Here is an 18,043-nt window from a genome sequence, read left to right as displayed (position 1 = left end):
GCGCAACGATGTAACCCGGCATCAATAGCGCAGCTTTTCGCGATCGCGCCAACCGGCGCCCCAATAGCGCAAACCGGACATGTCCTGCCGAGCCTTGTCGGCATCGTCCTCCAGGTGCAGCACCTGGGTGCCCGCCACGACTTCCGTGCGCACATAGCGGGTCTGGCCGGCGTCCATGGGTATGTCCAGCGCCGCCCTGCCCGCCTTCTTGTCGGTAGCGGTGGCCACGGTATGCGTGCCGGCGGGACGATCGACGAAGAAGAAGCGTCCCGGCTTGGAGCGACCGATCTTGCGGCCGTCGACCAGGATCGCGGGCTCGGCGGCGTTGCCGCTCCCGGTTGCCTGGACGGGCTGGTAGATATAGATGCGGCCATTGCCGGTCTCGATGGCGGGAATCTGCGCGGCGATCTCGCCGTAGCGCGGCCCCGCGCAACCTGCCAGCAGCAGCGTGGCCGCGGACACGGCCAGGGTCAATCGGATCCAGCCCTTCATGCGCATTCCTCCTCGTTGGCGGGCGCAATGCCGTCGATAACGGCGCCGCGTCCCGGGCACGCAAGAGTATAAGCGGGGACAGGCCCCCGTAATGCGTAACGAAAAATAAGAGAGGACCGAATCAGCGTGCGGCCGCGGCAAGCGCCTGGCGCCGCTGTTCGAACAGACAGACGGCTGCGGCCGCGCCCACGTTCAGCGACTCCACGGCCGCCATGTCGTGCGGGATGCGCACCTTGAGCCGGGCGGCCGCCAGCAGCGACGGCGCCACGCCCTGCCCTTCGTGGCCGAACACCCACGCGCAGCGCTCGGGCAGGCGTGCGGCATACAGGTCCTGGGCGCCATCCAGCGCCGTGGCGACCAGCGGCACGCCCAGGCGCGAAGCCAACGCCTGCAGGTCCACGTGCTCGTGAATCGCCAGGGCGAAATGCGCGCCTTGCCCACTGCGCAGCACCTTGGGCGACCAGGCAGCCGCCGTGCCCGTGGCCAGGAACACGCGCTTGATGCCCGCGGCCGCGCTGGTGCGCAGCAACGTGCCGACATTGCCGGGGTCCTGGATACGATCAAACAGCACGCAGTTCTCGTCGACCGTGTCCGGCAACGCAGGACTGGGTGGCGTGACCACGAATGCCACGCCCTGCCCGCTTTCGACGCTGGCCAGCGCCTGCATCAGCCGGGCGTCCAGCGCCAGGCAGCGCGCGTCCGGCACCGAAGCGGCCAGCGCGGCGATGTCGGGCTGCGACAGGCGTTCGATGTCGAAGATGGCCTGATCCGGCGCGCCATGGTGCTGCAACCACGCCTGGCATAGATGCACGCCATCGAGCAGCACGGGCGCGCCGCGCTTGCCGGCGGTGCCGGCCAGCTTGACCAGCGCCTTGACCGCGGGGTTGTCGCGGGAACTGATGTGCTTCATGGCGTCGCGCCAAAGGCCTTGATGGGCGCGAAGCTGCGGCGGTGCTCGGCGCAGGGGCCATGCTCGCGCAGCATCTGCAGGTGCAGTGCGGTGCCGTAGCCCTTGTGCTGGTCGAACGCGTATTGGGGATACAGCGCATGCAGGCGCAGCAGATCGGCATCGCGCGCGGTCTTGGCCAGGATGGAGGCCGCCGAAATGGCCGGCACCAAGGCGTCGCCCTTGATCACGGTCTGGACCGTGCAGCCCAGCTTGGGCGCCTGGTTGCCGTCCACCAGCGCCAGCTGGGGCATGGTGGCCAGGCCCTGCACGGCACGCTGCATCGCCAGCAAGGTGGCGCGCAGGATATTCAGGCTGTCGATCTCGGCCACGCTGGCGCTGGCCACGCACCAGGCCAAGGCGTGCGCCTGGATTTCCAGCGCCAGGGCCTCGCGGGTGGCCGCCTTGAGCACCTTGGAATCGGCCAGGCCGTCGATGGGGCGCGCGGGGTCCAGGATGACGGCCGCGGCATACACCGCGCCCGCCAAGGGGCCGCGGCCAGCTTCGTCCACGCCGGCCGTCACCAATGCCGGCTGGGCCGGCATGGCGAACAGGTCAGGCTGCTCCACCGGCCACCTCCAGGATCGCCTGGGCCGCGAGCGCCGGCGTATCGCGCAGCAGCTCTTGATGCAAGGCGGTAAAGCGTGCCTCGATGCGGGCGGTATGGGCCTCGTCGGTCAGGGCCGTCCAGGTGGCTTCGGCCAGCTTCTCGGGCGTGGCGTCGTCCTGCAGCAGCTCGGGCACGGCAAAGTCGCGCAGCAGCACGTTGGGCAGGCCCACCCAGGGCAGATAGGGGCGTTCTTGCCCGGACTTCCAGGCCATGATGCGTCGCATCCAGGGCGAGAGCACGTACGAGATGACCATGGGGCGCTTGTACAGCGCCGTTTCGAGCGTGGCGGTACCGCTGGCCACCAGCACGGCGGTGCTGGCTTCCATGACGGACCAGGCCACGGGGGCCTGGCGTTCGCCCCCCTCGCCATGCAGGTCGTTCGCCGTGATGCAGCGCAGGCCCGGCACCGGATACTGGGCCAGGATCGCCTGGAATTCGGCGCGGCGCTGGTCATTGACCATGGGCACTACGCATTGCAGCGCCGGATCCCGTTTTTGCAGCAATTGGGCGGCTTGCAGGAAGCGCGGCGCCAACAGGCGAATCTCGGACGAACGGCTACCCGGCAGGATCGCCAGCACGCGGGCATTCTGGTCGATGCCCAGTCGCGCGCGCGCCGCGGCACGATCGGGCTGCATGGGCACTGCGCCAGCCAGCGGATGGCCGACGTAGGTCACCGGGATGCCTTCCTTGCGGTAGATCTCTTCCTCGAACGGAAACAGCACCAGCATGTGCGAGACCGATTCGCGGATCTTGTGGATGCGGTCGTAGCGCCAGGCCCAGATGGACGGGCCGACGAAATGCACCGTGGGCGTACCGGCCTCGCGCAGCTTGTGCTCAAGCCGCAGGTTGAAATCCGGCGCATCGATGCCGACGAAGACCGCCGGCGGCTCGGCCAGCCAGCGCTCGCGCACGTCGCGATAGGTGCGCAGCAGGCTGGGCAGGCGCTTGAGCGCGTCCACATAGCCGAACACCGTCAGCGCATGCATCGGATGCCAGGCATCGAAATCGCGGGCCTGCATCTGCGGCCCGCCGATGCCCTGGCAAAGCACGCCGGGGTCGCGTTCCTGCAGACCGGCAATGATGCGCCCGGCCAGCAGGTCGCCCGAGGGCTCGCCGGCCACCATGCCGATCCGCATGTTCATGGGCGGATGATGCCGCGGGAGGCGACGTCCAGGAAGTCCAGCAACGTCTGCAGGTGCTCGGCGACCTCGGGTTCTGCCTGTTGGCGAGCGCGCAGTTCGGCGCGCGCGTCATCCAGCGGCAGGCCGCGGCGGTAGATGATCTTGTAGGCATCGCGCAGCGCCGACACCTGAGCCGGCGTGAACCCGCGGCGCTTCAGGCCTTCGACGTTGATGCCCACCGGCCGGCACGGGTTGCCCGCAGCCAGCACGAACGGCGGCGTGTCCTGCATCAGCGAGCTGTTGCCGCCCGTCATGCTGTGCGCGCCAATGCGCGAGAACTGGTGCACGCCGGTCAGGCCGCCCACGATGGCCCAATCGCCCACATGGACGTGGCCGCCCAGTTGCACGGAATTGGCCAGGATCGTGTGGCTGCCCACATGGCAGTCATGCGCGATGTGCACGTAGGCCATGATCCAGTTGTCGTTGCCCAGCGTCGTGGCGCCGCCGTCCTGCACGGTGCCAGTGTTCAGCGTGACGAACTCGCGCACCGTGTTGCGATCGCCGATGACCAGGCGGGTAGGCTCGCCGTTGTACTTCTTGTCCTGCGGCATGCCGCCGATCGAGCAGTACCGGTAGAACCGGTTGTCGCGCCCGATGGTGGTCACGCCATCGACCATGCAATACGGGCCAAGCTCGGTGCCGGCGCCGATCGTCACATTGGGGCCCACGACGCAGAAGGCGCCGATGACCGCGCTGGGGTCGATTGTCGCCGCCGGGTCGACGACGGCGGTAGGATGGATGTTCCCTGCCATTTACTCTTCCAGAGTACGGATCGCGCACATGAGCTTGGCCGAGGCCACTTCCTGCCCGTCCACCGTCGCGCGCGCCTGGTATTTACAGATGCTGCGGCTCAGGCGCTCGGCTTCGACTTCGATGCGCAACTGGTCGCCCGGCACCACGGGGCGGCGGAAACGCGCGCCGTCGATACCGACGAGGTAATACGCGGTCTTGCTGCCTTCGCACTTCAGGCCGCCGTTTTCGTCGGTGAACGAAAACAGCGCCGAGGCCTGCGCCATGGCTTCGACGATGAGCACGCCCGGCATCACCGGATGATGGGGAAAGTGGCCGTTGAAAAACGGTTCGTTGATCGACACGTTCTTGATGGCGACGATGGACTTGCCGGGCACCATTTCGACGACGCGATCAATCAGCAGCATCGGGTAACGATGCGGCAGCCTCTCCATGATCCCCTTGATGTCGAGTTCCATTTTTCTGTGAATTCCTGCGAGTGAGATAAATCTAGCGGCGCCGGACACGCCAGGGCAGCGACGCGCGCGCCCTAGTCTTTTTCCAGCGTCCGCACACGGCGGCGCAATTGCGCCAACTGTTGTATCACGGCGGCGTTGCGCTGCCATTCGCCATGTTCCGCATACGGGTACACCCCGGTATAGCGGCCAGGCTTGGAAATATTGGACGTCACCGCGGTGCCGCCCGAAATATGCACGTCGTCGCCCAGCGTCAGGTGGCCGGACAGCATCGAGGCGCCGCCGATGGTGCAGCGCTCGCCGATGGTGGTGGATCCGGCCACGCCCACGCAGGCCGCGATGGCCGTATGGGCACCGATGCGCACGTTGTGGGCCACCATGATCTGATTGTCCAGCTTGACGCCGTCGGCCACGACCGTGTCTTCGAGGGCGCCGCGGTCAATCGTGGTATTGGCCCCGATTTCGACATCGTCGCCCACCGATACGCCGCCCAACTGCGGAATCTTGCCCCAGGCTCCCTTGCCCAGCGACGGATCCGGCGCAAAACCGAAGCCGTCGGCACCCAGTACGGCGCCACTGTGGATGATGGCGCGCGCGCCCACCTTCACGCCTTCATACAGCGTGACATGGGCATGCAACCGGCTGTCGGGCCCGATCGAGGAGCCCACCCCGATGACGCATCCCGCACCCAGCACCGAACCGCGCCCGATGCGGGCCCCCGATTCGATGACACAGTTCGGGCCGATGCGCACGTCTTCTTCGATGGTGGCGTCAGGCGCGACCACGGCGGAAGGGTGCGTGGCGGCCGGCAAGGCGGGCCGCCGGGCGGCATCGAACCATTGCGCCACACGGGCGTACAGCAGATAGGGATGCTTGCAGACGACCAGCACGAACGGCGGCCGGGCATCACCGGCCTCCAGGGCCTCGGCCACGTCGGCCGAGACGATGACCGCCCCCGCCTGGGTGGTGGCCAACTGGCTCTGGTACTTGGGATTGGCCAGGAAAGTGATTTCCTGGCTGCCCGCCGATGCCAGGGTGCCGATGCCGCAGACACGCAGCGGGGCGGACCCCGCCGGTGCGCTGATGCGCCAGTCCATGCCCTGGGTATTGGCGGCGCTCAGCAGCGTGTCGAGCGTGGGCGCGCGGGCAAGATCCAGTAAAACCGGCATACGGCTGAGACTTACTTGCCCAGGCTCTGGATCACCTTGTCGGTGATGTCGATGCGCGGGTTGACCGTCACGGCGTCCTGGATGATCAGGTCGTAGTTTTCTTGTTCGGCGATACGCTTGATGGCCTCGTTGGCCTTCGTGACGATGCCGGAAAACTCTTCGTTGCGACGACGGTTGAAGTCTTCCTGGAATTCGCGGCGCTTGCGCTGCAGGTCGGTATCCAGGTTGGACAGTTCACGCTGGCGCTTGACGCGATCGGACTCGGACAGGACAGGCGCGTCCTTGTCGAACTTCTCGGCTTGCGTGCGCAGGCTGTTGTTCAGGCGCTGGAGCTCGTCGTCGCGCTTCTTGAATTCGGCTTCGATCTTGCTTTGCGCCGTCTTGGCAGGGCCAGACTCACGCAGGATCCGCTCGGTATTGACGAAGCCGATCTTGGTGTTTTGAGCCTGAGCGGGCACCGCCGCAACGGAACCCAGGATGAGCGCACCCACCAGGGCAATGGAGCCGCCCAGCTTGCCACGGCGCGTTGCGCGCGGCGAATTCGATGATTTAAGTGCGAAATCAGACATCATGAAAATCTCACCTTCCAGTAAGGCAAAGCCAAAGTGTGTATTGTGCCACTAAACGGCAAGGGAGCCGGGCCGCGGGCCCTCCCCCTTGTTTTCAAGCGTAACGCGACGATTAGAATCCGGTCCCGATCTGGAACTGGAAGGCCTGCTTGTCGTCGCCCGGCTTGGCATTGAGCGGACGGGCATACGACAGTTGCAACGGACCCATCGGCGACTGCCACGACAGGCCGATACCGGCCGAGAAACGCCAGCCGCAAGGATCGTCGACCTCGCTGCCCGGCTTGCCGTTGGTGCAAGACAGGCCACTGCCCGCGCCCACCTGGCCCGCATCGCTGAAGATGAACCAGCGCAGCGTGCGGTCCTTCGAGGCGCCCGGGAACGGCAGGTACAGCTGCGCGTTCGCCACGATACGGCGCGAACCGCCCAGGTAGTCGCCCGTGATCGAGTCGCGCGGACCCAGCGACGAACCCTCGTAGCCCCGCACGGTACCGATACCGCCCGCGTACACGTCCTTGATGATCGGGTAGTCCTTGCCGCCGTAGCTCTGGCCCCAATCGACCATGCCGTTCAGCGCCAGGGTGTACGAGCCGCCCAGCGGGATGAAGTACTGCTGCTGACCGGTCAGCATGTAGTACTTCAGGTCCACCGTCGAGAAGTCGCTCTTGAGGCGGGTATACGAACCCTTGGTCGGCGCCAGGGCGCTGTCGCGGGTGTCGTTGGACCAGCCCGCGGTGAAGATCACCGAGTTGGTGGCATCGCCATATTGGTCGACGAACTTGCGGTAGGCCAGCGGCGAATTCGAGAACAGGTCGATCTGGTTGCGCTCAAGGTTGGCGCCCAGGAAGATCCGGTCGTATTCCGAGATCGGCACACCGAAGTTCATGCCCAGGCCCATGGACTTGACGCGGTAGTCGCCGTCGTTGTTGTTCCAGGGCTCGGTCACGCGGTAGTACGCCGACGTGGTGCGGCTGATGCCGTCCTTGGTCCAGTACGGGTCGGTGTGCGACAGCACCACGGCACGGTTGGACTTGCTGGTGTTCAGCTGCAGCGTCAGGTTGGTGCCGCTGCCGAAGACGTTGTCTTCGCTGATACCGGCCGACAGAATGGCCTTTTCGGACGAGCCGTAGCCCACGCCCAGGTTGATCATGCCGGTGGGCTTTTCCTTCACGTCGACGTTGACGTCGACCTGGTCGGGCGAGCCCGGCACGGGATCGGTCTTGACGTTGACGTCGCTGAAGTAGCCCAGGCGGTCGACGCGGTCGCGGGACGTCTTGATGTCCTTGGCGTCGTACCAGGCGGCTTCCTGCTGGCGCATTTCGCGGCGCACGACTTCGTCGCGCGTGCGGGTGTTGCCACCGATCTGGATGCGGCGCACGTACACACGGCGGCTCGGGTCGACGTAGAACGTCAGGTCGGCTTCGTGCTTGGCACGGTCCAGCTGCGGATTCGGGTTGACGTTGGCGAACGCGTAGCCCAGTTCACCCAGGTAGTCCGTGATGGCCTTGGCCGAGTCGTTGGCCTTGGCGGCCGAGAACGTCTCGTCAGGCTTGACCTTGACCAGGGCGTTGATTTCCTTGTCCAGGCCGATCAGGTTGCCCGCCAGCTTGACGCTGCGAACCTTGTAGGGTTCGCCTTCGTGCACGGTGATCGTGATGCGGATGTCTTTGCGGTCCGGCGAGATCGTGACCTGCGGCGGCTCGACCGAGAATTCCAGGTAGCCGCGGTCGAGGTAGAACGAGCGCAGGCGTTCGAGATCGCCCTCGAGCTTTTCGCGGGAATACTTGTCGGTATCGGTGTACCAGGTCAGCCAGCCCGGCGTCGTCAGCTTGAATTCGTCGAGCAGGTCGCTTTCGGAGAACGCCTTGTTGCCGACGAAGCGGATTTCCTGGATGCGTGCGACCGAGCCTTCGAACACGTCGAAGCTCACCCCGACGCGGTTACGCGGCAGCGGCGTGACGGTGGAAGTCACTTCAACGCCATACTTGCCCTTGGACAGGTATTGCTGCTTGAGTTCGTATTCGGCGCGCTCGAGCATCGAGCGGTCGAAAATACGGCCTTCAGCAAAACCCACCTGCCCCAGCGACTTGGTGATGGCCTTGGAATCGAACTCGCGCATGCCGTTGAAATTCACGGAGGCGATCGTCGGACGTTCCTGCACCACCACGACCACGACATTATTGTCGGTCTGGATCTGCACGTCGGTGAAGAAACCCGTGCCATACAGGCGGCGGATGGCTTCGGTGGCTTCTTCTTCGGTGAATTTCTCGCCGACTTTGACGGGGAGATAACCGAAGACGGTGCCGGCGTCGGTTCGTTGAATACCCTCTACGCGGATATCCCGCACGACAAAAGGGTCGAAGGCGTGGGCCATGCCTGGAAGCAGCAATGCGGCGATCAGACTCGGCACTATGCCCGGCAGTACACCCTTTTTGTGATGAAACATCCGGCGAAAAGACATCCTTGAGTATCCTCGGTCGTGCAAATGGCGGGGGATTTTATGCTAAATGGCGTTCAAGTGAATAAACGCGTGAAATCATTAAACAGCGCAAGCCCCATCAGGCTTGCCAATAAACCAATGCCTGCGCGCTGTCCAATATCGATCCATCGTGCGGGCGGAGGACTGCCCCGCACAATTTCGACGAGATAGTACAGCAGATGACCACCGTCCAGCATAGGAATCGGGAGCAAATTTAGTACCCCCAGGCTGATGCTGATCAACGCGATATAGGCGATGTACGCAACAATGCCGATCCGGGCGGTCTGGCCGGCGTAATCGGCGATGGTGACCGGACCGCTGACATTGCGCCAGGAAACGTCGCCCGTGACCATGCGGCCCATCATGCGCAGCGAGAACAGTGCGGTATCCCAGGTGCGGACCGCGCCGCGCCACAGGCTGTCGAGCACGCCGTAGCGAACCGTTACCATGGGCACGTCGCCGCCCAGCTGGACACCCAGGCGACCGATGACCTGGCCGTTGACGGTTTCGGCCCGCGGCGTGACGTTGACGGTGACGTTGGCGCCGTCGCGCGCCAGGGTCAACGCCAGGACCTTGCCCGCGCTTTCCTGGATCTGCTTGACCAGCGCGCCGGTATCGGGGGTGGGCTGGCCGTCGACGGCCAGGATCAGGTCGCCCTGCCGCAGGCCGGCCGCCTGCCCTTCGCCGCCATCGTTGACGACGCGCACGGCGGGCTTGGGCTGGGCCAGGCGGATACCGGCGGCGGCCAGCGGGTCGCCGCCAGCCGGGTCCATGGCGTTGGCCGGCAGGGTCAGTTCGCGTTGATGCGAGCCGCCCGTGGCGGTGCCGACTTCGATCTGGGTGCGCCCCCCCGTGGCCATCAGGTCCATCAGGCGCCACCGGGCGTCGGACCACGATGCCACTTCCTGCCCATCGATGGACAGGATGCGATCGCCGGCGGACAGGCCTGCGCGCGCAGCCGGCGTGTCGGCGGCGGGCTGGGCGATGACGGCGACCGGCTCTTCGGTGCCCGCCATGTTCAGGCCGGCGTACAGGAAGACCGCGAGAATGAGATTGAAGATGGGGCCGGCGGCGACGATGGCGATGCGCTTGCCGACGGACTTGTTGTTGAACGCGCCCGCCGCTTCGGACGGACTGGCGCCGGCCGGGGCTTCGTCCTGCATTTTGACGTAGCCGCCCAGCGGCAGGGCCGAGACGGCCCATTCGGTGCCGTGCTTGTCGACACGGCGCAGGATGACCTTGCCGAATCCGACCGAGAACCGCAATACCTTGACGCCGCAAAGCCGGGCCACCCAATAGTGCCCCAGTTCATGGAAGATGATCAGGGAGCCAAGCGCGACGGCAAAGGCCAGCAGGGTGAAAAGCATCGAGGTCGGAAAATCCAGGGATCGGGAATTGCGCTGCGGGGGTTGCCGTATTACGCCAGGCCGAGATTGCCGGCGTAGACGCGCGCCGCAGCATCCAGCGCCAGCACATCGTCAAGACTGTTGAGCGTAACAGATGATTGCCCCCCCTGCCACTCCAGGGTCGCCTCGATCACCCGGGAAATCCACGTGTAGGCCAGCCGGCCGGACAGGAAGGCATCCACGGCCACCTCGTTGGCGGCATTCAGGGCAATGCAGGCCGCCTGCCCCGCCCGCAATGCGGCGAACGACAGCGCCAGGCACGGGAAGCGCGCCAGATCGGGCTTTTCGAAGTCCAGCCGGCCCAGGCGGGTGAGATCCAGGGGACCGACCCCGCTGTCGAGCCGTTCGGGAAAGCCCAGGCCGTAGGCGATGGGGGTCCGCATGTCGGGCTGGCCCAATTGCGCGAGGATCGAGCCGTCGGTGTATTCGACCATGGAGTGCACCACGCTCTGCGGGTGCACCACGACTTCGATGCGGTCGGCGGGCATGGCGAACAGCCAGTGGGCTTCGATGACCTCAAGGCCCTTGTTCAGCATGGTGGCCGAATCGACCGAGATCTTGCGGCCCATGCTCCAGTTGGGGTGGGCGCAGGCTTGTTCCGGGGTGACCTCGTGCAGGTCTTCAAGGTCGCGACCGCGGAACGGACCGCCGGAGGCAGTCAGCAGCAGACGGCGCACGCCGGGCGCCGGCGCATCAGGCGCCCCTGCCCGGCCAGCGTGCGGCATGCATTGGAAAATGGCGTTATGTTCGCTGTCGATAGGCAGCAATTCAGCGCCGTTATCGCGTATGGCCCGCATGAACAGCGAGCCCGCGGCCACCAGGGCTTCTTTGTTGGCCAGCAGCACCCGCTTGCCTGCACGGGCGGCTGCCAGGGCGGCGGGCAGGCCCGCGGCACCCACGATGGCCGCCATGACGGAATCGCACTGTGGGTCCGCTGCCGTGTCCGCCAGCGCCTGCGCCCCCACGCGAATGTCCGGCATGACCTGGCCTGCGGGCCAGGCGGCGATGAACTGCTTGCGGGCCTGATCGTCCGGCACCACCACCACGGCGGCGCGACTGGCCAGCGCCTGCTCGGCGAGCCGCTGCATGCGGCTATAGGCGGACAAGGCATAGACCGCCAGGCGGTCGGGGTGCCGGGCAATCACATCCAGCGTGCTTTCGCCGATCGAGCCGGTCGACCCCAGCACGACGACGCGTTGAAAAGCCGTCAAAACAAGACTCCAGACAAAAGTAGCGCGAATGGCGCGACGGGCAGGATCGCGTCGATGCGATCATAGACCCCGCCGTGGCCGGGCAGAAGCGTGCTGGAATCCTTGCGGCCCGCACGGCGCTTGAGCAGCGACTCGAACAGGTCCCCGACAATGGACAGCACGCCCAGCAGCGCGGCAATGGGCAAGGCCAGCCAGAACGACCAGCGCGCCACCAGGGCATGGCCGAACGTGCCATCCCACAGGCTGGACAGGCCGATCCAGACAACCGCGCCCAGCACGCCGGCGACCGCGCCGGCGATGGTCTTGCCCGGACTGACGCGAGGCGCCAGTTTACGCTTGCCGAACGCGCGGCCCGCAAAATAGGCCGCGATGTCCGCCACCCATACCAGGGCCAGCAGCGACACCACGAAAACGGCGCCACGCGCCATGAACAGCTGCGCCAGCACCACCCAGGCGACGAAGGCGGCGGGCACCGAAAACACGGACCATCCCAGGCTGGCGGGCGGCGCATCGGCACGCCCCCGAACCACCGCCACCACCGCCCCGATCAGCCAGACCGCGGCGACAGCGGGCGTCAGGTAACGCAAGATCCAGGCGGGATCGGCCAGGCCGCTGCGATGGCCCGCGAGCCAGGCCGACGCCAGGGCCAGCATGGCCGCGAACAGCAGGACGGGAATGCCGACCGCGATGATCGACGCAGGCGGCTGGGGCAGCGTCAGGCGCAGCCATTCCCAGTTGGCGCAGGCGGCGGCCAGCGCCAGCAGGGCCACGAACCACCAGGGATTTGCGCTGATCATCGCGGCGGCCAGGATGGCGAGCAGGATGACGGCGGTAACGATACGCTGGCCCAACATAAGACGGTCTCCTCGGGGTCGACTCAGGGCTGCCGCTGGCGGATCGCCGCGAGCGGACCCAGCCGCTTTATTTTGCGCCGCCCTCGGCGAGCTGGGCGCTGGTGCGGCCGAAACGGCGCTCGCGCGTCTTGTACCACTCAAAGGCCTCGCGCAGCTCATCCGCACCGAAGTCGGGCCAGTAACGGTCGGTGAAATAGAACTCCGCGTACGCCATCTGCCAGATCAGGAAATTCGAGATGCGTTGTTCGCCACCCGTGCGGATGAACAGGTCGGGTTCGGGCGCCCAGGCCATGGAAAGGTGGCGCGCCAGGCGCTCTTCGTCAACCAGGTGGGGCTGCTCGGCCAGGCCGGGTTCGGCGGCCAGCATGGCGCGGGTGGCCTGCAGGATGTCCCAGCGGCCGCCGTAGTTGGCCGCCACCGTCAGGTGCAGGCGATCGTTGTGGGCGGTACGGGCCTGGGCCGCGAAGATCAGCTCTTGCAGCCGAGGCTCGAAAGCGGTCAGGTCGCCGATGACGTGCAGACGCACGCCCTGCTCTTCGAGCTTGCCGATTTCACGCTCCAGCGCCTGCACGAACAGGCGCATCAGCAGTGAGACTTCTTCGGCCGGACGGCGCCAGTTCTCGGAACTGAAGGCGAACAGGGTCAGGTAGCGCACCCCGGCGCGGCCGCAGGCCTCGACCACGCGCCGCACGGCCTGCACGCCCTTGGCATGCCCCGCCGTACGCGGCAACAACCGCCGCGTCGCCCATCTGCCGTTGCCATCCATGATGATGGCCACGTGCTCCGGGATGTCGCGGATGTCGGGAACCGCCTGGGTAGAACTGGTTGCCATGGATCTGGGGGTGGAAATACGGGGGAAAAACCCGCGCCGTCCAGCCACCGCGCTCGAGCGAGCGCTGCGAGGCGATGAATGGGACGGCGCGAAGGCAAGAATCCTGGTGTCGCGGCAGGCCGTCGGGCCAACCACGGCGATGCCAAGGATTATACGGTCATGATTTCCGCTTCTTTCTGGACGACCATCTTGTCGATCTCGACCACGTTGCGGTCGGTCAGCTTCTGGATGTCGTCCTGGGCGCGACGCTCGTCGTCCTCGGAGATTTCCTTGTCCTTGACCAGCTTCTTGAGCGAATCGTTGGCTTCACGGCGCAGGTTGCGCACGGCGATCTTGGCGTCTTCGCCTTCGCTGCGCACGACCTTGGTCAGGTCGCGGCGGCGCTCTTCGGTCAGGGCAGGCATCGGCACGCGGATGTTGTCGCCCATCGAGATGGGGTTCAGGCCCAGGTCCGATTCACGGATGGCCTTTTCGATCGGGCCGGCCATGTGCTTTTCGTAGGGCTGCACGCTGAGGGTGCGGGCGTCCACGAGGTTGACGTTGGCGACCTGGCCAACCGGCACGGGCGAACCGTAATACTCGACCTGCACGTGATCCAGGATGCCGGTGTGGGCGCGACCCGTGCGGATCTTGCCCAGGTTGGCCTTGAGCGTGTCAAGCGACTTGGCCATCCTGGCTTCGGCGGATTTGCGGATTTCTGCGGCGCTCATGGATTTTCCTTTTCTTTAAACGTGTACCAACGTGCCTTCGTCTTCGCCGCTGACGACGCGCTTGAGCGCGCCCGACTTATTGATCGAAAACACCTTGATCGGCAGCTTCTGGTCGCGGCACAGCGCAAAGGCGGTGGCGTCCATGATTTCCAGGCGACGGACAATCGCCTCGTCGAAGCTGATGCGCGCATAGCGCGTGGCGGAAGGATCCTTGTTGGGATCCGCGCTGTAGATGCCGTCGACCTTGGTGGCCTTCAGCACGATCTCCGCGCCGATCTCGGCACCGCGCAGGGCGGCCGCGGTATCGGTCGTGAAGAACGGGTTGCCCGTGCCCGCGGCGAAGATGACGACCTTGCCTTCTTCGAGGTAACGCAGGGCCTTGGGACGAATGTAGGGTTCGACGACCTGGTCGATGTTCAGGGCCGACTGCACGCGGGTGTCGATACCCTTGTGCTTGAGCGCGTCCTGCAAGGCAAGCGCGTTCATGATGGTGGCCATCATGCCCATGTAGTCGGCGGTTGCGCGGTCCATGCCCTGCGCACCCGGGGCGACGCCACGGAAGATGTTGCCCCCGCCGATGACGATGGCGAGTTCGACGCCGGTGGCGGCGACTTCGGCGATCTCATCGGTCATGCGGACGATGGTGGCGCGATTGATGCCGAATGCATCATCGCCCATCAGCGCCTCGCCGGAAAGTTTGAGAAGAACCCGTTTGTATGATCTGCTGCTCATAGGTGATATCCCGAAGAACAATCCGACGAAAGTTTAAGACAAGAAGGGGGAAATCCCCCACGCCGCACCCGCCGGGCGGGCTGGCTGCCCTGAGGTGACGTGCACCTTGGGGCGGCGCGGCGCTGAAAAAAGGCCGGTCTAGAATAATCTAGCGCCGGCCTCCTGAGCACTACCCTGGGGTCAGGCGCGGCCGGCGGCGGCGGCGGCAACCTCAGCGGCGAAGTCGCTGGTCTTCTTCTCGATACCTTCGCCGACGACGAACAGCACGAACTTGCTGATCGAAGCGCCCTTGGCCTTGAGCATCTGCTCGACCGTGTGCTTGTCGTCCTTGACGAACGGTTGCGACAGCAGGGTGACTTCCTTCAGGAACTTGGCAACCGAACCGTCGACCATCTTGGCGACGATGTCAGCCGGCTTGCCCGATTCAGCAGCCTTCTGCTCGGCGACCGAGCGCTCGGCGGCGATGTCGGCCGGATTGACGCCGTCGGCGTTCAGGGCCTTGGGCTTGGTCGCAGCGATGTGCATCGCCAGGTCCTTGCCGACTTCTTCGGCACCGGCGTATTCCACCAGCACGCCGATCTTGCCGCCGTGCACGTAGCTGGCCAGCGCGTTCGGGGTCTCGATGCGCTCGAAGCGGCGGATCGAGATGTTTTCACCGATCTTGCCGATCAGGGCGGTGCGGGTCGATTCGATGGTGCCTTCGCCGTAGGGCAGCGCCGACAGCGCGGCCACGTCGGCCGGGTTCTGCGTGGCGACCAGTTCGGCCAGCTTGTTCACGAAGCCGACGAAGTCGTCGTTCTTGGCGACGAAGTCGGTTTCGCAGTTCACTTCGATGACGGCGCCCTTCTTGGCGTCGGCGGAAATGAACAGGCCGATCAGGCCCTCGGCGGTGACGCGAGCGGCAGCCTTGCTGGCCTTGTTGCCCAGCTTGACGCGCAGGATTTCCTCGGCACGAGCCAGGTCGCCTTCGGCTTCCGTCAAGGCCTTCTTGCACTCCATCATGGGCGCATCGGTCTTTTCGCGCAGTTCCTTGACCAGGGCGGCGGTAATTTCAGCCATGTTAGCTCCAAATTTTGCTAAGACATGCCCCGGCGGGCCGGGGCAATGGTGTGATTCGATGGGACGTCCGCGGGTGGCGGATCGGGAAGATGGGAGCCCACCTTCGCATAGCCGGCGAGGCGGGGGCGTACCGGATTAACGGGCCGCCCCCAGACACTAACCGCCGGACATGACAGCAGGCTTAGGCCTGGTTGTCCTGCACTTCGACGAACTCTTCCTGACCTTCACCGATTTCTTCGACCAGACCGTTCAGGTTCTGTTCGCGGCCTTCCAGCACGGCGTCGGCGATGCCCTTGGCGTACAGCGCGATGGCCTTGGCCGAGTCGTCGTTGCCGGGGATGACGTAGTCGATGCCGTCGGGCGAGTGGTTGGTATCAACCACGGCGACGACGGGGATGCCCAGCGTCTTGGCTTCGGCGATGGCAATCTTGTGGTAGCCGACGTCGATGACGAACATGGCATCGGGCAGACCGTTCATGTCCTTGATGCCGCCGATCGACTTGTTCAGCTTTTCCAGTTCGCGCTGGAACAGCAGGCCTTCCTTCTTGATCATGCGCTCGGCGCCGCCTTCGGCGACGACGGCTTCCATGTCCTTCAGGCGCTTGACCGAGGTCTTGACCGTCTTGAAGTTGGTCAGCATGCCGCCGAGCCAGCGGGCGTCGACGAAGGGCATGCCGCAACGGGCGGCTTCGGAAGCGACCAGCTCACGAGCAGCGCGCTTGGTGCCGACGAACAGGATGTTGCCGCCGCGAGCAGCCAGCTGCTTCACGAACTTGGTGGCTTCCTGGTACTTATCAACCGTCTTTTCCAGGTTGATGATGTGAATCTTGTTGCGATGGCCGAAGATGTAAGGGGCCATCTTGGGGTTCCAGTAGCGGGTCTGGTGACCAAAGTGGACACCCGCTTCCAGCATTTCGCGCATCAAAGACATAACTTTCTCCAAGGGTTGATTTCTTGCGCCGCACCTGCATCAGCCTGTGGCTGACACCCTGGGTGGTGTTGCGCGCGATTTCCCGCACCTGCGGGATGGACAATATTTTAACCGGGCCGGCCGATCACTGCCGCAATACTACGGCGTGGCCAGATGCGCCTTGCGACGCCGCCTGTTTCACGCCTTCTACTACGCTGCCGCGATAAACCCAGACGGCCGCCACGACGGAGAACCTTGCACCACATGCCTGCATTGCGCTTTCCGACCCGCCAGGAGATTCCTGGCAGTTTCTTCAAGGCGCGCCCGGACCTGTTTTGTTGGCAGCGACATCCAGCTCTTCGCGCCCTGGCCTTTTCAGCCAGACCGCGCATCAGCCGCCGGGGCATTTCTTCAAGAACCGCAGGCAAAAAGCCAACGTTTCCAAGAACTTAAGCCGGCACCCACACCGAACCTGCATCGCCGCTCGAAAACACGACCCGGGTTTGCGAACACGCCGTGCCCAGCATCTGCCGGCTTTCGCATCCAGACAATTTCGCGCGCCCCCTGCTTTGCACCTGCCCCGCCCATCTCCAGGAACCTGGCGGCCTGACCGAATTCGTATCGCAACCTTCGCTTGCGGTAAAAATCCAGGCTTGCCACCGATCTCGCTGGTGATCAGCAGACAGGTGAAAATCAAAGAAAGATCGAAATTTGCCCAGGTGCATCTTGCCCTGGCACTTGCCGGGCGGGCTCTTGCCGCTACCCAGATTGCTCCCCAAAATTTTAGGGAAGCCTATAATTCTACTATTCTTTCAAGCAGACATTCAAGCGAGATCCGCCAGTTACCACATGGGCACCATTACTACTCCGGCCGAGCTGGCCAAGATGCGCGCCGCCTGCCAGGACGCCGCCAAAGTCCTCGACTTCATCACCCCCTTCGTCAAGCCTGGCGTCACCACGGGCGAACTGGACCGCCTGTGCCTGGAATACCTGACCGACGAACTGAAAGTGAAGTCGGCCACGGTGGGCTACGCGCCCCCCGGATACCCCCCCTTCCCCGGCGCCATCTGTACCTCGGTCAACCATCAGGTGTGCCATGGCATCCCTGGCGACAAGGCACTGAAAAATGGGGACTCGCTCAATATCGACGTCACCATCATCAAGGATGGCTGGTTTGGCGACACCAGCCGCATGTACGCCGTGGGCGAGCAGTCGATCCTGTCGCGCCGCCTGACCGACATCACCTTCGAATGCATGTGGAAAGGCATCCAGCAGGTGAAAAACGGGGCCACATTGGGCGACGTCGGCAACGCCATCCAGAAGCACGCCGAGGCCAACGGCTTTTCGGTCGTGCGCGAATTCTGCGGCCACGGCATCGGCCAGCGCTTCCATGAAGACCCGCAGGTGCTGCACTACGGCAAGCCGGGCACGGGCGTGAAATTGGTGACGGGCATGCTGTTCACCATTGAGCCGATGATCAACGCCGGCCGCCGCGAGATCCGCCAGCTGTCCGACGGCTGGACGGTCGTGACCCGCGACCACAGCCTGTCCGCCCAATGGGAGCATGCTGTCTGCGTCACCGACACGGGCTACGAAGTGCTGACCTTGTCGCCCGGCATGCCCCAGCCGCCCGCCTTCATTACCGAGCCCATCGTCATTCCCGCCGTCTGACCGGGCGGCT

Annotated in this window: 18 protein-coding genes; 1 reads left to right on the top strand and 17 read right to left on the bottom strand. The window is 65.0% G+C overall.

The genetic code is table 11. The features are described 5' to 3' along the window. Nucleotides 1-21: 21 nt before the first annotated feature. The 17 genes from ACUDP5_RS11935 to rpsB all read right to left on the bottom strand — a co-directional run bounded on the left by ACUDP5_RS11935 (nucleotide 22) and on the right by rpsB (nucleotide 16,383). On the bottom strand, nucleotides 22-492 hold the full coding sequence (locus tag ACUDP5_RS11935) for a DUF2846 domain-containing protein (RefSeq protein WP_445658829.1): 471 nt from the start codon (nucleotides 490-492) through the stop codon (nucleotides 22-24). 121 nt (nucleotides 493-613) lie between these two features. Further along, complete coding sequence (locus ACUDP5_RS11930) at nucleotides 614-1,402, bottom strand: TrmH family RNA methyltransferase (protein WP_263912504.1); 789 nt, start codon at nucleotides 1,400-1,402, stop codon at nucleotides 614-616. After that, nucleotides 1,399-2,007 (bottom strand): ribonuclease HII, encoded by a 609-nt coding sequence (gene rnhB, locus ACUDP5_RS11925; RefSeq protein WP_263912503.1) that lies wholly within the window; start codon nucleotides 2,005-2,007, stop codon nucleotides 1,399-1,401. Before rnhB ends, ACUDP5_RS11930 begins: the two co-directional genes overlap by 4 nt. Beyond that, nucleotides 1,994-3,190, bottom strand: coding sequence for a lipid-A-disaccharide synthase (lpxB, locus tag ACUDP5_RS11920; RefSeq protein WP_263912501.1), 1,197 nt, complete (start codon nucleotides 3,188-3,190; stop codon nucleotides 1,994-1,996). Before lpxB ends, rnhB begins: the two co-directional genes overlap by 14 nt. Beyond that, nucleotides 3,187-3,981 carry an acyl-ACP--UDP-N-acetylglucosamine O-acyltransferase gene (gene lpxA, locus ACUDP5_RS11915; RefSeq protein ID WP_263912500.1) on the bottom strand — a complete coding sequence of 265 codons (795 nt, stop codon included), beginning with the start codon at nucleotides 3,979-3,981 and terminating at the stop codon, nucleotides 3,187-3,189. The genes lpxB and lpxA overlap by 4 nt, the downstream gene beginning before the upstream one ends. Then, a complete protein-coding gene (fabZ, locus tag ACUDP5_RS11910; protein ID WP_025138834.1) occupies nucleotides 3,982-4,437 on the bottom strand; it encodes a 3-hydroxyacyl-ACP dehydratase FabZ in 456 nt (151 codons plus the stop codon). It abuts the gene before it with no gap. Nucleotides 4,438-4,508: 71 nt separating this feature from the next. After that, nucleotides 4,509-5,603 (bottom strand): UDP-3-O-(3-hydroxymyristoyl)glucosamine N-acyltransferase, encoded by a 1,095-nt coding sequence (gene lpxD, locus ACUDP5_RS11905; RefSeq protein WP_263912497.1) that lies wholly within the window; start codon nucleotides 5,601-5,603, stop codon nucleotides 4,509-4,511. 11 nt (nucleotides 5,604-5,614) lie between these two features. Further along, nucleotides 5,615-6,175, bottom strand: a complete 561-nt coding sequence (locus ACUDP5_RS11900) for an OmpH family outer membrane protein (RefSeq protein WP_263912495.1) — start codon at nucleotides 6,173-6,175, stop codon at nucleotides 5,615-5,617. A gap of 109 nt (nucleotides 6,176-6,284) precedes the next feature. Next, nucleotides 6,285-8,630, bottom strand: a complete 2,346-nt coding sequence (gene bamA, locus ACUDP5_RS11895) for an outer membrane protein assembly factor BamA (protein WP_263912494.1) — start codon at nucleotides 8,628-8,630, stop codon at nucleotides 6,285-6,287. A gap of 53 nt (nucleotides 8,631-8,683) precedes the next feature. After that, nucleotides 8,684-10,015 (bottom strand): RIP metalloprotease RseP, encoded by a 1,332-nt coding sequence (rseP, locus tag ACUDP5_RS11890; protein ID WP_445658828.1) that lies wholly within the window; start codon nucleotides 10,013-10,015, stop codon nucleotides 8,684-8,686. A 50-nt stretch (nucleotides 10,016-10,065) separates the two neighbouring features. Beyond that, on the bottom strand, nucleotides 10,066-11,265 hold the full coding sequence (locus tag ACUDP5_RS11885; protein WP_263912491.1) for a 1-deoxy-D-xylulose-5-phosphate reductoisomerase: 1,200 nt from the start codon (nucleotides 11,263-11,265) through the stop codon (nucleotides 10,066-10,068). Beyond that, nucleotides 11,262-12,119: a phosphatidate cytidylyltransferase gene (locus tag ACUDP5_RS11880; RefSeq protein WP_263912490.1), complete on the bottom strand. Its 858-nt coding sequence runs from the start codon at nucleotides 12,117-12,119 to the stop codon at nucleotides 11,262-11,264. Before ACUDP5_RS11880 ends, ACUDP5_RS11885 begins: the two co-directional genes overlap by 4 nt. A gap of 67 nt (nucleotides 12,120-12,186) precedes the next feature. Then, the gene (uppS, locus tag ACUDP5_RS11875) at nucleotides 12,187-12,951 is read right to left on the bottom strand and encodes a polyprenyl diphosphate synthase (protein ID WP_263912489.1); all 765 of its coding nucleotides are present in this window, start codon (nucleotides 12,949-12,951) and stop codon (nucleotides 12,187-12,189) included. A 149-nt stretch (nucleotides 12,952-13,100) separates the two neighbouring features. Further along, the gene (gene frr / locus ACUDP5_RS11870; RefSeq protein WP_263912487.1) at nucleotides 13,101-13,661 is read right to left on the bottom strand and encodes a ribosome recycling factor; all 561 of its coding nucleotides are present in this window, start codon (nucleotides 13,659-13,661) and stop codon (nucleotides 13,101-13,103) included. Between the two features lie 15 nt (nucleotides 13,662-13,676). After that, nucleotides 13,677-14,393 (bottom strand): UMP kinase, encoded by a 717-nt coding sequence (gene pyrH, locus ACUDP5_RS11865; protein WP_025138843.1) that lies wholly within the window; start codon nucleotides 14,391-14,393, stop codon nucleotides 13,677-13,679. 180 nt (nucleotides 14,394-14,573) lie between these two features. After that, nucleotides 14,574-15,452, bottom strand: a complete 879-nt coding sequence (gene tsf / locus ACUDP5_RS11860) for a translation elongation factor Ts (protein WP_199164072.1) — start codon at nucleotides 15,450-15,452, stop codon at nucleotides 14,574-14,576. Between the two features lie 181 nt (nucleotides 15,453-15,633). Next, complete coding sequence (rpsB, locus tag ACUDP5_RS11855; RefSeq protein ID WP_025138845.1) at nucleotides 15,634-16,383, bottom strand: 30S ribosomal protein S2; 750 nt, start codon at nucleotides 16,381-16,383, stop codon at nucleotides 15,634-15,636. Between the two features lie 828 nt (nucleotides 16,384-17,211). On the opposite strand from rpsB, the gene map reads away from it, so the two are divergent. Next, a complete protein-coding gene (gene map / locus ACUDP5_RS11850) occupies nucleotides 17,212-18,033 on the top strand; it encodes a type I methionyl aminopeptidase (RefSeq protein ID WP_263912481.1) in 822 nt (273 codons plus the stop codon). The last annotated feature ends 10 nt before the right edge of the window (nucleotides 18,034-18,043 follow it).

The organism is Achromobacter sp. NCFB-sbj8-Ac1-l, assembly GCF_052695805.1.
The sequence above is the reverse complement of the archived record's forward strand: the minus strand, read 5'-3'. Positions and strand labels throughout refer to the sequence as shown.

Coding starts and splice junctions, on each gene's coding strand:
- ACUDP5_RS11930 (WP_263912504.1), bottom strand. CDS start 1,402: ATGAAGCACATCAGTTCCCGCGACAACCCCGCGGTCAAGGCGCTGGTC.
- rseP (WP_445658828.1), bottom strand. CDS start 10,015: ATGCTTTTCACCCTGCTGGCCTTTGCCGTCGCGCTTGGCTCCCTGATC.
- tsf (WP_199164072.1), bottom strand. CDS start 15,452: ATGGCTGAAATTACCGCCGCCCTGGTCAAGGAACTGCGCGAAAAGACC.
- lpxD (WP_263912497.1), bottom strand. CDS start 5,603: ATGCCGGTTTTACTGGATCTTGCCCGCGCGCCCACGCTCGACACGCTG.
- ACUDP5_RS11935 (WP_445658829.1), bottom strand. CDS start 492: ATGAAGGGCTGGATCCGATTGACCCTGGCCGTGTCCGCGGCCACGCTG.
- ACUDP5_RS11880 (WP_263912490.1), bottom strand. CDS start 12,119: ATGTTGGGCCAGCGTATCGTTACCGCCGTCATCCTGCTCGCCATCCTG.
- fabZ (WP_025138834.1), bottom strand. CDS start 4,437: ATGGAACTCGACATCAAGGGGATCATGGAGAGGCTGCCGCATCGTTAC.
- rpsB (WP_025138845.1), bottom strand. CDS start 16,383: ATGTCTTTGATGCGCGAAATGCTGGAAGCGGGTGTCCACTTTGGTCAC.
- lpxB (WP_263912501.1), bottom strand. CDS start 3,190: ATGAACATGCGGATCGGCATGGTGGCCGGCGAGCCCTCGGGCGACCTG.
- uppS (WP_263912489.1), bottom strand. CDS start 12,951: ATGGCAACCAGTTCTACCCAGGCGGTTCCCGACATCCGCGACATCCCG.
- frr (WP_263912487.1), bottom strand. CDS start 13,661: ATGAGCGCCGCAGAAATCCGCAAATCCGCCGAAGCCAGGATGGCCAAG.
- ACUDP5_RS11900 (WP_263912495.1), bottom strand. CDS start 6,175: ATGATGTCTGATTTCGCACTTAAATCATCGAATTCGCCGCGCGCAACG.
- pyrH (WP_025138843.1), bottom strand. CDS start 14,393: ATGAGCAGCAGATCATACAAACGGGTTCTTCTCAAACTTTCCGGCGAG.
- bamA (WP_263912494.1), bottom strand. CDS start 8,630: ATGTCTTTTCGCCGGATGTTTCATCACAAAAAGGGTGTACTGCCGGGC.
- lpxA (WP_263912500.1), bottom strand. CDS start 3,981: ATGGCAGGGAACATCCATCCTACCGCCGTCGTCGACCCGGCGGCGACA.
- map (WP_263912481.1), top strand. CDS start 17,212: ATGGGCACCATTACTACTCCGGCCGAGCTGGCCAAGATGCGCGCCGCC.